The organism is Nonomuraea roseoviolacea subsp. carminata, from assembly GCF_024172185.1.
GTDB classification, from domain to species: Bacteria; Actinomycetota; Actinomycetes; order Streptosporangiales; family Streptosporangiaceae; genus Nonomuraea; species Nonomuraea roseoviolacea.
In genome coordinates, this window is record NZ_JAMZEC010000001.1 from 6,714,352 (window position 1) to 6,729,287 (window position 14,936).

A 14,936-nucleotide genomic window follows, 5' to 3' on the forward strand; every position below is an offset into this window, starting at 1 on the left:
CGGCCGCGCGTGAAGGGGGGCCTGCCGGGTAGCTGGACGGGAGGAAGCGCCACACCCTGTTCCGAGGGAGGCTCTCGATGGACACCCCGAGAACCAGAGCGGACCGCACGCCCGTCCAAGTCGCCGCGCTCATCGTCGGCGCGGTGTTCCTGCTGGTGGGCGTGCTCGGCTTCATCCCGGGCATCACCACCCACTACAGCGCCATCGCCTTCGCCGGGCACCACTCCGGGGCGTTGCTGATCGGCGTGTTCCAGGTGTCGATCCTGCACAACATCGTCCACCTGCTGTTCGGCATCGCCGGCATCGTGCTCTCCCGGACCTGGAGCGGGGCGCGCGGGTTCCTGATCGGCGGCGGGGTCATCTACCTGCTGCTGTGGATCTACGGGCTGATCGTCGCCAAGACCAGCGCGGCCAACTTCGTGCCGCTGAACACGGCCGACGACTGGCTGCACTTCCTGCTCGGCGTCGTGATGATCGCGCTCGGCTTCCTGCTGGCGCGCCGTCCGGCCCTCACCAAGTAGGTCCGTCCGGCCGTCACCCAGTAGGGCCGTCCGGCCCTCACCGGGCCGCTCTGTCCGGGCCGGGGCCGAGCGGCTCCGGCCGGCGGCGCAGCGACCGCACGCTGTGCGCGGCGCGCCTCAGCCGGCGCCCCGCGTACGGCACGCCGCCGCCCAGCGCGGCGCCCACCGCCAGCCAGGCGCACGTGGCCCGCTCCAGCACCCACACCGGGGCGAACAGCGACGCGGTCCACGGGAACACCCGCCGGCCGCCGGCCCTGCGCCTGCCCGCCTCGGCCAGGCCCACCGCCAGCCCGGCGGCCACGGCCAGCGCGCCGAACCGGCGCCGCGCCAGCCCGGCCGCCGCCGCGGGCAGCACCGACAGGAACAGCGCCAGCCGCGCGGGCTGCGCCAGGTCGTCGTACGCCTGCCGGACACGCTGCGACCAGAACCGGGAGACGTCCGGCGGCAGGCGGCGCACGTACAGGCCCGGCGCGTGGTACTCGACGCCGCCCCGGGCCCGGACGGTGCGGATCAGCTCCAGGTTCTCGAACAGCACATCGCCGTCGTAGCCGCCCATCTCCCAGAAGAAGGAGCGCCGGACCCCGAACGTCCCCGGGTAGTCGGCGCCGACAGCCCGGTTCAGCAGCGTGCGGGCGGTGTCCCAGCGGGCGTGCCAGGGGAGCGGGTCGAAGTGGTTCTGCGGGCGGACCAGGTCGGCCCCGGCCAGCAGGGCGTCCATCCCGGCCAGCGCGGCGGGCTCGTAGCGGACGTCGTCGTCGGCGATCACCACGTGCTGGGCGCGGGCCAGCCGCAGGCCCGTCGTCACGCCGTTCACCTTGCCGTTGGCGAACCGCAGCCCGGGGTCCGGGCGCACGTGGGTGACCAGCCCGCGCCAGCGCCCGGCGTGCCGGTCGAACAGCTCGTCCCGGCTGCCGTCCACGACGATCACCCGCGCGTGCCGGGACAGCTCCCGCAGGTACGCGGTCAGCTCCTCCAGACCCGCGTCGTCCTCCCAGCGCAGGGGCAGCACGTAGTCGAGCCCCTGCCGGTCCTCCATGCCCGCCACGCGGGCGGCGGCCGGCGCGGGCGTCCTCCCGGTCGTCGGCGCGGGCGCCTTCCCGGCCGTGGACGTGGACGGCGTTCCGTTCATGGAGGTCGCGCCCGCCTCGCCCGGTGTGCGGGGCGTGCGGGTCGTGCCGTTCACGGGGGTCGCGCCCACCACGCCCGGTGTGCGCGTCGTGCCGGCCATGGGGGTCGCGTCCGCCTCGCCCGGTGCGCGGGTTCCATGGGGCGTGCAGGCGAGGCGGCTCATGTGGTGCTCGCCACCGCGCTCTCCTCGCCGGCCCGCGCCGCGCCGCCCGCGCCGCCCGCGCCGTCCGCCCCGGGCGGCTCCAGGGAGGACGCCCCGCGCCGCCAGCACCCCAGCACGTGCTCGGCCCACAGCCGCTCCACCTCCAGGGCGCACGCCGCCCCGTACAGGATGTCGCCCGCCAGCGACGGGTCCTGCGCGGCCAGGCCCGCGCACAGGTCGTGCGCGGCGATCTGCTCGTGGACGGCGTCGGCCTGCACGTGTTCGTCGAAGAAGCGGGCCGTCGCCGCGTCGCCGCCGAGCCGCCGCAGGCCCTCGGCGTACTGCCGGTTCGGCAGCGAGGACGTCATCTCCAGCGCCGCGAGGTGCCCGGCCGCCGCGCCCCGCAGCCTCCGGTGCAGCCCGAACAGCGACATCACGTTGGACACCGCCAGCGTGATGCCGGGGACCCGGTCCAGGTAGGCGCCGTAGGAGTCGTCCAGGCCGAGGCCCCGCATGGTGACGCGGAACAGCTCCGCGTGCATCCGCTCCGTACGGCCGCCGCCGTACTCGTCGGACTGGATCTCCACCAGCGCCGCCTTCGGGCCGCCGCGCAGCCGGGGGATCGCCCACGTGTGCGGGTCGGCCTCCTTGAGGTGGTACACCGAGCGGTGCGTCACGAACTCGCGGAACTGCGCCAGGTCGGCGTGCCGCCGCAGGAACGCCGCCGTGGACGGCCCATCGCCGGGCGCGGTCATCTCCGCCAGCGCCGCCCGCACCCCGCCGGGAGGCACGTCCGGCGGCCGTGGCACCGCCCGCGCCAGGGCCCGCTCGAAGCGCCGTTCGAGGACGGACCGGAAGGCCAGCAGCGACGGCTCCCACTCCCAGCGCGCATCGACGCCGTCGAAGCCCTGGTAGTGCAGCTCGTAGCAGGCGAACAGGGCGAGCTGGAGATCCCCGTCGCCCATCTCGTACGGCGCCCGCGCGGACCCGGCGGTGGCCGGCCGGACAGCGGCCCGCCCGTGCGGCAGCGGGGCGTGCCCGCCGTCCGCCCGCGGGTCGGCGGGCGGGGCGGTGGCGAGTCGGGCGAACAGGGCCGCGGTGACCGGCCCGCGGGGACGCGGCAGGCGCATCACGCCTCCCCGGTCAGCCGGTAGACCGACACGTGCGCGCGGCTGTCGTCGCCGAACGGCGCGCCCTCCCAGTCGGCCCAGCGCGACTCCAGCGTCATGCCGGCCAGCCGGCCCATCAGGTCCAGCTCGGCGGGCCAGGCGTAGCGGTGGTTGGCGGGCAGCAGCCGCAGCCCCTCGTCGGTCATGCGGACCCGGGTCGTGTACATCATCTGCGTGGCGGGCGCCAGGCGGGCGGCCTCGGCGGTGACGGCCTCCTCCGACAGGGACAGCAGCCGCAGCGCCGGCCCGCGGGCGAAGCCGTTCAGGTCCGGCACCCACGCCTCCACGACGAACCGGCCGCCCGGCTCCAGATGCCCGGCCGCGTTGCGGAAGCACTCCACCTGGGCGTCCTGGGACGGCAGCGCGAAGATCGTGTTCGTGGTCAGGGCCACCAGGGCGAACCGGCCCTCGACCCTGGTGACCGAGAAGTCGCCGACGGCCACCGGGATGCGGTCGCCGCCCGGTTTCCGCCGCAGCTCCGCGACCATCTCCGGCGAGCCGTCCACGCCCGCCACGGTCAGCCCCCGGGCCGCCAGGGGCAGCGCGAGGCGCCCCGTCCCGATCCCGAACTCCAGCACCGGACCGCCACCGGCCAGCCGGAACAGCCGCTCGACGGTGGCCTCGGTCGGCAGGTCCCGGGCGGTGGCGTCATAGATGTCGGCGATGCTCCGCCCGTAGGCGGAGGCGTCGAATGCTGCCGCCATGAGACCCCCGTTCCCTCATGTTTCCGCAGGTGAAGTGCTGCCCGCGCGGTTCCGGGGCAAACTCGGCCGCTCGGGGGCGGGAGAACGGCCGGGGAGGAAAGGGGGACGCCCCGCGACGGGGTGCCGTCGCGGGGCGTCCTTCGGGAGTGGGGCGGGTCAGCGTGCCGCGAAGTCCTGGGTCCAGTAGATCTGGCCCTTGGAGTTCTTGGCCGCGCCGACACCGATCAGGTTGTACTTGCAGTTCATGATGTTGGCCTTGTGCCCGGAGCTGTTCATCCAGGCCTCGACCACGGAGGCCGGGCTCGGCTGGCCCATGGCGATGTTCTCGGCCCAGCCCGTGCCGCCGGTGAAGCCGGCGCCGCGGATGCGGTCCATGAAGCTGCGGCCGTCCTTGGAGGTGTGGCTGAAGTAGTTCTGCGCCGCCATGTCGGCCGAGTGGTCGTAGGCGGCCTTGTGCAGCTGCGGGTCGTGCTTGAGCGGCTGGCAGCCGCCCTTGGCCCGCTCGGCGTTGGTCAGCCGGACGACCTCGTTCTCCTCCGTGCTGCCGACCGTGCCGGACGTCGAGCTGGAGGTGGGGGTCGGCTTGGTGGTCGCCGTGCGCGTCGGCGTCGGGGTGACCGTGCGGGTCGGCTTCGCGGTCGGCGTCGGGGTCACCGTGCGCGTCGTCGTCGGGGACGCGGTGGCCGTCGGCTTCGGCGACGACGTCTGGGTCCCGCTCGGGGACGGGGTGGCCGTCGGCGTCGCGGTCGCCGTCGCGGTGGAGCTCGACGTCGGCGACGGGGACGGCGTCGCGGCGGGGTCGCAGGTCAGCTTGACGGCCTTGGACTTGCCGCTGTTGCCGCGGTAGTCGGTGGCCGTCGCGTAGTAGGTGCCCGGCGCGCACGCCATGGAGATCGTCACGCGGCTGAAGCGCCCGCGTGCCGCGCCGCTCTTGACGACCGGGTCGTCGCCCGGCACGGCGCGCAGGATGCGGACGCGGACCAGCCCGGGACGGGCGCAGTCCTCCCGGACGGCGGACGCCTGGATCCGGCCGGCGGTGCTGAGAGTGGGCTCGTTCACGGTCAGCCGGCACGCGGCCAGGGACACCGACTCGGCGTGAGCGGTGGCCATGGGCGCGGAGAGCGCCGCGACGCTGACGAGGCCGGCGAGTACCCCTAGGGGTCTACGCATATGGGGTTTCCCTCCAGTTTTGCGGTAAGGCTGGATGGACTCCGCATTCTGTCGGCATCTGACACCCGTGTCATGAAATTCCGGATATTTGGGTGACCAGAAGAGATCAGAGAGACGCCCGGGGCGGTCCGCGACGCCGACCGGAGCGGCCTACGATGTGATCGTGACCAGCAGCCCCCGGAGTGAGGCGCGCGCGTCCGCCCGTGGCAGGGCCGTCCCCAGCATCCGCGACGTCGCCGCCGCCGCGGGCGTGTCCCACCAGACCGTCTCGCGCGTCCTCAACGACTCGCCCCGGGTGAGCGCCGAGACCCGCGCCGCGGTGCTCGCCGCCATCGACCGGCTCGGCTTCCGCCCCAACCGCGCCGCGCGCGCCCTCGGCCTCGGCCGCGCCCACGGCGTGACCGTCGTCATGTCCGACACCATGCTGTACGGCTACGCCTCCACGCTCCAGGGCATCGAGGAGGCGGCCCGGGTGGAGGGCATGGCCGTGGGGGTGCGCGTCGTCGAGTCCGACGGGCCGGGCGACGTCAAGCAGACCGTCGACTACGTCAGCGACCCCAGCGCGGGAGCCGTGGTGGTCATCGCGTTCGACCCGGCGGGCACGGCGGTGCTGGAGGCGCTGCCGCCGCACCTGCCCGCGGTCGCCGCCACCGAACCGGCCGCCCCCGACACGGGCCGGGTCGCCCTGGCCCTCGACGAGCGCGGCGCCGCCGCCGACGCCACCCGGCACCTGCTCGGGCTCGGTCACCGCACCGTCCATCACGTCGCGATCCCCTCGGAGGGCCGCTCCGGCGGGCGCCGCGCCGGCTGGCACGACGCGCTGCGGGGGGCGGGCGCCCCGGTGCCCGCGGTCATCGGCTGCGGCTGGGACGTCGCCGGCGCCTACGAGGCGGGCCGGCGCCTGCTGGCCGACGACCCCGAGGTGACGGCCGTGCTGTGCGGCAACGACGACATCGCGCAGGGCGTGCGCCGGGCGCTGTACGACGCGGGCAAGGACGTGCCGGGGGACGTGAGCATCGTCGGCTTCGACGACATCCCGGGCTGCGCGTACTGGACCCCGGCGCTGACGACGGTGCGGATGGACTTCGCGGGGCTGGGCAGGGCGTGCCTCCGGGCGGCGGTGGCCGAACTCGCGGGCCGGCCGCAGCCCACCCTCACCCTGACCCCGCCCCGCCTGATCATCCGCGAGTCCACCGCCCCTCCCCGCTGAGCCCCTCGAGTGAGGCACGGAAAAGGGCGGGCCACCAGGCCCGCCCTTCATCCCGGTGCGACGGATCAGCGCGCGCCCGCGCCCGCCCGCCGCTTGGTCCACACGTCGAAGGCGACCGCCGCCAGCAGGACGATGCCCTTGACCAGCATGACCCGCTCGCTCGGCGAGCCGATGAGCGACATGCCGTTGTTGATCACGCCCATGATCAGGCCGCCGGTGATCGCGCCGACGACCTTGCCCACGCCGCCCTGGACGGCCGCGCCGCCGATGAACGCCGCGGCGATCGCGTCCAGCTCGAACGAGTTGCCGGCCGTCGGGCCGGCCTGGTTGAGCCGGCCGGCGAAGATGATGCCGGCGATGGACGCCAGCACGCCCATGTTGACGAAGATCCAGAACACCACGGACTTGACCTTGATGCCCGACAGCACCGCGGCCTGGAGGTTGCCGCCGACCGCGTAGATGCGGCGGCCGAACACCGACCGGTTGGCCAGCAGCGAGTAGCCCAGCACCAGCAGGGCCAGCAGCACCAGCACCCACGGCAGGTTCCGGAAGCGCGCGAGCTGCACCACCACGGCCATGATGAGCACGGCCGCCGCGGCGATCTTCAGGACGAACACCGGCAGCGGGTCGACGCTCTGGCCGTACCCGGCGCGGGCGGCGCGGGTGCGCCACTGGGCGGCGGCCATGCCCGCGATGGCGATCAGGCCGATCAGCAGGCTGAACACGTCGGCGCCGCCGAGCGGGCCGAGCCCGACGTTGCCCAGGTAGCCGTCGGTGAAGCCGTTCGACAGGGTGCGCACGGCGTCGGGGAACGGGCCGATGCCCTGGTTGCCGAGCACGGTCAGCGTGAGCGCCCGGAACAGCAGCATGCCGGCGAGCGTCACGATGAACGACGGGATGCCGAAGTAGGCGATCCAGTAGCCCTGCCACGCCCCGATCAGGCCGCCCGCGACCAGGGTGATGAGCAGCGCGAGCGGCCAGGGGACCCCGTAGTTCACCATGAGCACGGCCGCCACGGCGCCCGTGACCGCCACCACCGAGCCGACCGACAGGTCGATGTGCCCGGCGATGATGATCAGGATCATGCCGATGGCCAGGATCAGGATGTAGGAGTTCTGGACGACGATGTTCGAGATGTTCTGCGGCTGAAGGAGGGCGCCGTCGGTCAGCACCGAGAACAGCACCACGATCAGCGCGAACGCGATGTAGATGCCGCTCTGGCGGATGTTGATGGACAGGCCGCCGAGCTTCAGCCGGCCGGGCGGCTCGCCCTTGGCGTCCCGTCGCGGGCCCGCCTCAAGATCGGCGGGGGTCGTACTGCTGCTCATCCGGACTTACTCCTGTCCCATGGTCATGTGGTACATCAGGCGCTCCTGGGTCGCCTCCTCGCGCGGCAGCTCGCCGGTGATCCGGCCCTGCGACAGCGTGTAGATGCGGTCGCACAGCCCGAGCAGCTCCGGCAGCTCCGAGGAGATGACCAGGACGGCCTTCCCCTCGTCGGCGAGCTGGTTGATGATCGTGTAGATCTCGTACTTGGCCCCGACGTCGATGCCGCGCGTCGGCTCGTCGAGGATGAGCACGTCGGGATCCGTGTAGATCCACTTCGACAGCACGACCTTCTGCTGGTTGCCGCCGCTCAGCTTGCCGACGACGCTCTGCACGCTCGGCGCCTTGATGTTCATGCTGCGCCGGAACTGGTCGGCGACCCGGTACTCCTCGTTCTCGTTGACCCAGCCGTTGCGGCTGAGCCGGCCCAGGCTGACCGAGGAGATGTTGCGCTTGATGTCCTCGATGAGGTTGAGGCCGTACCGCTTGCGGTCCTCGGTGGCGTAGGCGATGCCGAGCTTCACCGCGTCCTGGACGTTGCGGATGTGGACCTCGCGGCCCTCCTTGTAGACGCGGCCGGAGATGCCGACGCCGTACGTGCGGCCGAACAGGCTCATCGCCAGCTCGGTGCGACCGGCGCCCATGAGCCCGGCCAGGCCGACGATCTCGCCGCGCCGCAGCGTGAGGCCGGCCTTGGAGACGACCTGCCGGTCGGGCTGGGAGGGGCTGTGCACCGTCCAGTCCTCGATGCGCAGGACCTCCTCGCCGATGTTCGGCTCGTGCGGCGGGAAGCGGTGGTCCAGGTCGCGGCCGACCATGCCGGAGATGATCCGGTCCTCGGTCACCTGGCCGCCGGCCATCTCCAGCGTCTCGATCGTCTGCCCGTCACGGATGATGGTGATCGAGTCGGCGATGTCGATGATCTCGTTCAGCTTGTGCGAGATGATCACGCAGGTGATGCCCTCGTCGCGCAGGCCGCGCAGCAGGTCGAGCAGGTGGGCCGAGTCCTGGTCGTTGAGCGCCGCGGTGGGCTCGTCCAGGATGAGCAGCTTCACCTTCTTCGACAGGGCCTTGGCGATCTCGACGAGCTGCTGCTTGCCCACGCCGATGTCGGCCACCTGCGTGACCGGGCTCTCCTCCAGGCCGACGCGCCGCAGCAGCTCGCCGGCCTGGTGGTTGGTGCGGTTCCAGTCGATGAGCCCGCGGCTGGCCCGCTCGTTGCCGAGGAAGATGTTCTCGGCGATGGACAGCTGCGGGCACAGCGCCAGCTCCTGGTGGATGATGACGATGCCGGCGTCCTCGCTGTCCTTGATTCCGCCGAACCGGCACAGCTCGCCGTCGAACTCGATCCGCCCCTCGTAGCTGCCGAACGGGTAGACCCCGCTCAGCACCTTCATCAGCGTCGACTTGCCGGCGCCGTTCTCGCCGCAGATGGCGTGGATCTCGCCGCGGCGTACGGAGAGGCTCACCTCGTGGAGCGCGCGCACTCCGGGAAACGTCTTGGTGATGCCCCGCATGTGCAGGATGTCATCGGTCATCGAAGGTCCTTCCCGAGGGGCGTCAGCCGCCGAGCTGGGCGGCGGTGTAGTAGCCCGTGTCCACCAGGGCCTTCTGGTAGTTGCTCTTGTCGACGATCATCGGCTCGAGGAGCTGGGCCGGGACGACCTTGTTGCCGTTGTCGTAGTCCTTGGTGTTGTTGACGGCGGGCTTGCCGCCCTTGAGGACGGTGTCGGCCATGGTGACCGTGATCTTGGCCAGCTCGCGGGTGTCCTTGAAGATCGTGGAGTACTGCTCGCCCGCGATGATCGACTTCACCGACGCCAGCTCGGCGTCCTGGCCGGTCACGATCGGGTACGGCTGGCCGGAGGTGCCGTAGCCGTTGGACTTCAGCGCCGACAGGATGCCGATGGACAGGCCGTCGTACGGGGAGAGCACGCCGTCGACCTTGGCGTCGCCGGAGTAGGTCTTGGTGAGGATGTCCTCCATGCGCTTCTGGGCGGTGGCCGGGTCCCAGCGCAGGATGGCGACGGTCTTGAAGTCGGTCTGGCCGCTCTTGACCTTGAGCGTGCCCTTGTCGATGAACGGCTTGAGCACGGACATGGCGCCGTTGAAGAAGAACGTGGCGTTGTTGTCGTCGGGGGAGCCGGCGAACAGCTCGACGTTGAACGGGCCCTTGGCGCTGCCCGCGGAGCCGTCGGCGTTGAGCAGCTTGAGGCCGACCAGCAGCGAGGTGGCCTGCTGGACGCCGACCTTGAAGTTGTCGAACGTCGTGTAGTAGTCGACGTTCGGGCTGTTGCGGATCAGGCGGTCGTAGGCGATGACCGGGATCTTGTTGTCGGCGGCCTGCTGGAGCTGCGTGGTCAGGGCGGTGCCGTCGATCGAGGCGACGATCAGGAGCTTGGCGCCCTTGGTGATCTGGTTCTCGATCTGGTTGACCTGGGTGGGGATGTCGTTCTCCGCGTACTGGAGGTCGACCTTGTAGCCGAGCTTCTCCAGGCTGGACTTGACGTTGTCGCCGTCGTGGATCCAGCGCTCGGAGGACCTCGTCGGCATGGTGACGCCGATGAGGGCGCCGCTGGTGTTGCCGGAGGTGGCCGCCTTGTCGATCGTCTTCTCACTCGATCCGCACGCCGCGACGGTTGCGGTGAGTGCGAGGGCTGAGACGACCGTCGCGATCCGTCCGAATCTCATGTGTGTCTCCTTGCGAGGTTGCGCGTACGCGAAGGGGATGCCGTCCCTCTCGGACGTTCTGCGGAAGGTCCGAAACCCCGGTGCCGGGCATCGACCTGCGCGGTAGCCTACGTCCGATTTGTGGCACTTCGTCCCATCCCACTGCATGTTTGTTGTGGACGACAACTTGCCTAGGGCCTTGAGTGTTATCGCTAACAATTTGCCTGTCAACGGTGTGCGATAACGTCTCGGAAACAGACCATTCACATTCCGGGGACGCTCTTGTCCCAGGTAAACGGCCTGCCAACCCCGCTCTCGCAGGCGATGCGGCGTGCCGGACCCCTCGGCAGGTGGAGTTTTCCATGTGAGCGAGAACACCGGACCCTCTCCGGCCGGCCCCGCGCCGCGCTGACTCCGTGGGGTGCGGTGTGCGCGTCCGCCCCGCGTGCCGTAGTCTGCGCGCACGAGCGGGCGTGGAGGTGAGCATGGCTCGGATCGTCTTCGTCGGCGCGGGTCAGGTCGACCTCATCCGCAGGGTGGTCTCCGACCTGTTCCTCGCCTCCTCGCTGAAGGGCCGCCTGGAGATCGTCCTGCACGACGACGACCCCGGCCACCTGGCGACGGCCGAGGCGCTGGTGCGCGCCCTCGACGCCGAGTCCGGCGCGGCGGCGGCGATCACCGCCTGCCCCGACCGGCGGCGCGCGCTCGACGGCGCCGCCTTCGTGATCAGCCACGTCGACCGCGGCGGGTTCGAGGCCGCGCTGCGCGACTTCGAGATCCCCCGCCGCTACGGCCTGCGCCAGACGATCGGCGACACCATCGGCGTCGGCGGCGTCTTCCGCGGCCTGCGCTCCATCCCGTTCTTCGTCGAGCTGGGCCGCGAGATGGCCGAGCTGTGCCCCGAGGCGTGGCTGCTCAACAGCAGCGACCCCATGGCGATGATCGGCTGGGCGGTGCACGAGGCCACCGGTTTCCGGCGCTTCGCCGGCATGTGCCACGCCGTCTGCGACACCCACGCCTACCTCGCGGACCTGCTCGGCCGCGACCTCGACGAGGTGACGTTCCTCAGCGCCGGGCTCAACCACCAGTCGTTCGTGCTGCGCTTCGAGGCCGGCGGCCGCTCCCTCTACCCCGAGCTGGACGCCGCCCTCGCCGCCGACCCCGACCTCGGGCGGCACGTCCGCATGGAGCTGTACCGGCGCTTCGGCCACTTCCCGACGCAGTCGAGCGAGCACGCCGCCGAGTACGTGCCGTGGTTCATGCGCCACGAGGCCGAGACCGAGCGCCTCGGGGTGCCGATGGAGGAGTTCCTGCGCCGCTTCGGCAAGGACATGCACGCCTACGAGGAGACGCGCCGCGCCCTGGCGGCCGGCCGGCCGCTGCTGATCCGCTGGCAGCACCAGGAGCCGGCCGCCGCCGCGATCCTCGCCATGCTGACCGGCCGCGCCAAGGAGGTCTACGTCAACGTCCGCAACGACGGCCTGATCGGCAACCTGCCGGACGACTGCTGCGTGGAGGTGCCCGCCACGGCCGACGCCACGGGCCTGCACCCCCGCCCCGTGGGCGACCTGCCGGTCCAGCTCGTGGCCCTGAACCGCACGTTCCTCAACGTCGTCGAGCTGACCGTCCGCGCGGTGCTCGACGGCGAGCGCCGGCACGTCCACCACGCCGCGATGCTCGACCCCAACACCGCCGCCACGCTTCCCCTGCCCGCCATCGAGGCGATGTGCGAGGAGCTCATCGAGGCGCACGGCGAGCTGCTGCCGGAGGCGATCCGCCGATGACGGAGTCCATGCCGACCGAGGTGCGCCGCGAGCGCATGCTCGGGCTGCTCATGGAGCAGGAGTTCGCCCGGGTCGCGGAGCTGGCCGAGGCGTTCGGCGTGTCCACCGTGACCGTACGGGCCGACCTCGACGCGCTGGAGGAGCAGGGCAGGGTCCGGCGGGTGCGCGGCGGCGCGGTGGCCGCCGGGTCGCCGCCGCGCGTCGAGCCGTCGTTCGAGCTGTCGCTCGGCGCCGCCGCCGTGGAGAAGACGCTGATCGCCAAGGCGGCTGCCCGGCTGGTCGCCTCGGGGGAGAGCGTGCTCATGGGTGCCGGCACCACCACGGCGTACGTGGCCAGGGAGCTGGTCGCCCGCGCCGACCTCACCGAGGTCACCGTCTTCACCAACGGCCTGCGCACCGCGCTGGAGCTGGAGCCGGCGCTGCCGCGCTTCGCCGTCGTCGTCACCGGCGGCAGCCTGCGCCGCCAGCAGCACTCCCTGGTCGACCCGCTCGCCACCCGCGTCCTGGAGGGCATCCGGGCCGACCTCGTGTTCCTCGGCTGCGGCGGCGTCCACCCCGAGGCCGGCGTGACGAACGTCAACCTGCCCGACGCCGAGATGAAGCAGCGGATGCTGCGCGCCGCCGGGCGGTGCGTGGTGGTCGCCGACTCCTCCAAGCTGGGCAGGGTGGAGATGGCGCCGGTCTGCCCGCTGACGGAGGTGGACCTGCTCATCACGGGGGAGTCGGCCGACCCGGCGACGGTGGCGCTCCTGCGCGAGCGCGGCCTCAAGGTGGACCTCGTCGGCTGAACCGGCCACCCGGGGGTGCCGCGCGCCCGGCTCGCGAGGGCTGCGCCCGGCGGGCTCACGAGGGCGGCGCGCCGGGGCTCGGAGCGGTCAGCTCACGAGGGTGGCGCGCAGCGGCTCGGGGAGCAGGTCGCCGTGGGCGCGGGCCAGGTCGTCGCACATCCGCCAGATCGCCTCCAGCGACAGCGTGGCCGCGGTGTTCGGGTCGGCCATCAGCGCGTGCCGCACGTGCTCCGGCCGCCCCTCCTCGGCCGCCCGCACGGTCAGCTCGTTGACGCTGACGTAGGCCCGGTTGAGCGCCGCGCACTGCGGCGGCAGCGCGCCCACCCGGGTGGGCCGCACCCCCGTGGCGTCCACCGCGCAGGGCACCTCCACCACGCAGCCGGGCGGCAGGTTCGCGACCAGCCCGTCGTTGACGACGTTGCCGTAGACCACGCGCGGCACGCCGGTCACCACGCTGTGGATGATCTGCGGCGCGTACTCGCCGGTGCCCTCGACGGGCAGCTCCCCGCCGGTCCGCACGGCGTCGCGCGTGCGCTTGTACTCGCGGACGTTCTCCTCGCTGATGCCCACGTACGCCCCGACCGGGATGCGCAGCCGCTCGATCTCGGCGTCGTGGCGCAGCAGCCACGGCACGTACTCCGAGGAGTGCTCGCTCGTCTCGGTCGGGTAGTGCCCGAGCCGCCGGTACATCTCCACCCGGACCCGCCGGCGCAGCTCGGGGTCGGCCTCGATCCGCGCGTCGAGCCGCTCGTACAGATCGGCGCCCTCCCGCTCGAAGCGCAGCACCCACGCCTGGTGGTTGACGCCCGCCGCCAGATAGGTGACCTCCTCGTACGGCACCCCCACCAGCGCCGCCAGGTCGTGCATCGTCCAGTAGACCGAGTGGCACAGGCCCACCACGTTGCGGACCCGGGAGGCCAGGTACCAGACGTTCATGGCCATGGGGTTGGTGTAGTTGAGCAGCAGGGCGTCCGGGCAGACGGCGCGGATGTCGGCGGCCAGCGCGTCGAGCACGGGGAACGTGCGCAGGGCGCGGAAGACGCCGCCCACCCCGATCGTGTCGGCGATCGTCTGCCGCAGGCCGTGGCGGGCGGGGATCTCGAAGTCGGCCACGGTGGCGGCGTGCCCGCCCACCTGGATCATGTTGATGACGAAGTCCGCGCCGTCGAGCGCGGCCCGCCGGTCGAGGGTCGCGCTGACCTCGGGGGCGGCGCCGCGGGCGGCGGCGATGCGGCGGGCCACGGCCTCGGCCGTCTCCAGCCGCTCCGGGTCGATGTCGTGCAGCGCGATCCGGGCCTGCCGCAGCTCGGGATGGGCCAGCAGGTCGGCGAGCAGGCCGTGGGTGAACACGACGCTGCCCGCGCCGATGAAGACGATCTTCGGGTATCTCATGAGGTGGCTTCCTCCCAGGTGGGCTGCGCCGCTGTGCCCCCCGCGGCTCGGGTGGAGAGGGTGCCGCAGGCCACGGCCACCTCCAGGCTCCGCCGTACGGGCAGGCCGCGCCGGCGGGCCGCGATCAGGCCCGCGTCGAAGCTGTCGCCCGCCCCGACCGTGTCCACCACGCCGCCCTCGCCGGCGTCCTTCGCCGGCGGGGCGGGCACGCGCAGCGGCTCGCCGTCCACGATCGTCATGGCGCCCTCGGCGCCGCACTTGACCACGGGGGTCGTGCCCCGGGCGGCCAGCTCGCGCACGGCGCGCCCGAGGTCCTCGACGCCCGCGACGGCCAGGGCCTCGCGCTCGTTGGGCAGCAGGACGTCGGTCAGCGGCAGCACCTCGCCCAGGCCCTCCCAGCGCCCGGACGGGTCGTCGTTGGTGTCGAGCGAGGTGGTCGCGCCTCCGGCCCGGGCGGCGCGGAACAGCTCCGGCACGCCCTCGGCCAGCAGCGGCTGGAGATAGAACGAGGAGACGTGCACGTGCGCCGCGCGCGCGAGCAGACCGGGCGGCACGTCGCCGGCGGAGGTGCGGCCGAGGCAGCCGGGGGCGGTCAGGATCGCCCGGTCCTGCCCGTCGGCCAGGATGACGGTGAGCGCGGTGGCCGCTCCGGGCTCGACCACGCAGGCGGAGACGTCCACCCCGCGCCGCCGCAGCGCGTCCAGCACGAACGCGCCGGCCGGGTCGTCGCCCACGCGCCCGGCGAAGGCCACGCGCAGCCCGAGGCGGGCGGCGCCGCACGCGGTGATCGCGCCGGAGCCGCCGAGGACCAGGTCGCCGGTGTCCACCAGGTGTTCGCGCTGGCCGAAGGCGGGCCGCCGGGGCGCGCCCGAGACGATCACGTCCGGGTTGGCGTCGCCGACGACGAGCAGGTCGAAATCCGTGAAGGCCAT

Annotated in this window: 13 protein-coding genes; 4 read left to right on the forward strand and 9 right to left on the reverse strand. The window is 72.7% G+C overall.

The window, feature by feature from the left end:
* The first annotated feature begins 77 nt into the window (after positions 1–77).
* Positions 78–521, forward strand: coding sequence for a DUF4383 domain-containing protein (locus tag HD595_RS31025; protein ID WP_253775175.1), 444 nt, complete (start codon positions 78–80; stop codon positions 519–521).
* A 37-nt stretch (positions 522–558) separates the two neighbouring features.
* On the opposite strand, the gene HD595_RS31030 is transcribed toward HD595_RS31025, so the two are convergent.
* From HD595_RS31030 to HD595_RS31045, 4 genes are all read right to left on the reverse strand, one after another.
* Complete coding sequence (locus HD595_RS31030; RefSeq protein WP_253775177.1) at positions 559–1,812, reverse strand: glycosyltransferase family 2 protein; 1,254 nt, start codon at positions 1,810–1,812, stop codon at positions 559–561.
* Positions 1,809–2,921, reverse strand: coding sequence for an iron-containing redox enzyme family protein (locus tag HD595_RS31035; RefSeq protein WP_253775179.1), 1,113 nt, complete (start codon positions 2,919–2,921; stop codon positions 1,809–1,811). The genes HD595_RS31030 and HD595_RS31035 overlap by 4 nt, the downstream gene beginning before the upstream one ends.
* Positions 2,921–3,664, reverse strand: coding sequence for a class I SAM-dependent DNA methyltransferase (locus tag HD595_RS31040; protein ID WP_253775181.1), 744 nt, complete (start codon positions 3,662–3,664; stop codon positions 2,921–2,923). Before HD595_RS31040 ends, HD595_RS31035 begins: the two co-directional genes overlap by 1 nt.
* 156 nt (positions 3,665–3,820) lie before the next feature.
* Positions 3,821–4,834, reverse strand: a complete 1,014-nt coding sequence (locus HD595_RS31045; RefSeq protein WP_253775182.1) for a CAP domain-containing protein — start codon at positions 4,832–4,834, stop codon at positions 3,821–3,823.
* Between the two features lie 163 nt (positions 4,835–4,997).
* Here HD595_RS31045 and HD595_RS31050 point away from each other — a divergent pair, with 163 nt between their 5' ends.
* Positions 4,998–6,044 (forward strand): LacI family DNA-binding transcriptional regulator, encoded by a 1,047-nt coding sequence (locus HD595_RS31050; RefSeq protein WP_253775184.1) that lies wholly within the window; start codon positions 4,998–5,000, stop codon positions 6,042–6,044.
* 65 nt (positions 6,045–6,109) lie between these two features.
* On the opposite strand, the gene mmsB is transcribed toward HD595_RS31050, so the two are convergent.
* The 3 genes from mmsB to chvE are packed head-to-tail and all read right to left on the reverse strand — an operon-like array spanning position 6,110 to position 10,061.
* Entirely contained in the window at positions 6,110–7,372 is a 1,263-nt protein-coding gene (gene mmsB, locus HD595_RS31055) for a multiple monosaccharide ABC transporter permease (protein WP_253775186.1), read from the reverse strand.
* A gap of 6 nt (positions 7,373–7,378) precedes the next feature.
* The gene (mmsA, locus tag HD595_RS31060) at positions 7,379–8,908 is read right to left on the reverse strand and encodes a multiple monosaccharide ABC transporter ATP-binding protein (protein ID WP_253775188.1); all 1,530 of its coding nucleotides are present in this window, start codon (positions 8,906–8,908) and stop codon (positions 7,379–7,381) included.
* A gap of 22 nt (positions 8,909–8,930) precedes the next feature.
* Positions 8,931–10,061, reverse strand: coding sequence for a multiple monosaccharide ABC transporter substrate-binding protein (gene chvE, locus HD595_RS31065; RefSeq protein ID WP_253775190.1), 1,131 nt, complete (start codon positions 10,059–10,061; stop codon positions 8,931–8,933).
* 464 nt (positions 10,062–10,525) lie between these two features.
* Here chvE and HD595_RS31070 point away from each other — a divergent pair, with 464 nt between their 5' ends.
* Both HD595_RS31070 and HD595_RS31075 read left to right on the forward strand, forming a co-directional pair.
* Positions 10,526–11,824 (forward strand): family 4 glycosyl hydrolase, encoded by a 1,299-nt coding sequence (locus tag HD595_RS31070; RefSeq protein ID WP_253775192.1) that lies wholly within the window; start codon positions 10,526–10,528, stop codon positions 11,822–11,824.
* The gene (locus tag HD595_RS31075; RefSeq protein WP_253775194.1) at positions 11,821–12,612 is read left to right on the forward strand and encodes a DeoR/GlpR family DNA-binding transcription regulator; all 792 of its coding nucleotides are present in this window, start codon (positions 11,821–11,823) and stop codon (positions 12,610–12,612) included. Before HD595_RS31070 ends, HD595_RS31075 begins: the two co-directional genes overlap by 4 nt.
* Positions 12,613–12,699: 87 nt before the next feature.
* Here the strand turns inward: HD595_RS31075 and melA are convergent, their stop codons facing one another.
* Positions 12,700–14,004, reverse strand: a complete 1,305-nt coding sequence (melA, locus tag HD595_RS31080; protein ID WP_253775196.1) for an alpha-glucosidase/alpha-galactosidase — start codon at positions 14,002–14,004, stop codon at positions 12,700–12,702.
* The gene (locus HD595_RS31085) at positions 14,001–14,936 is read right to left on the reverse strand and encodes a carbohydrate kinase family protein (RefSeq protein WP_253775198.1); all 936 of its coding nucleotides are present in this window, start codon (positions 14,934–14,936) and stop codon (positions 14,001–14,003) included. The genes melA and HD595_RS31085 overlap by 4 nt, the downstream gene beginning before the upstream one ends.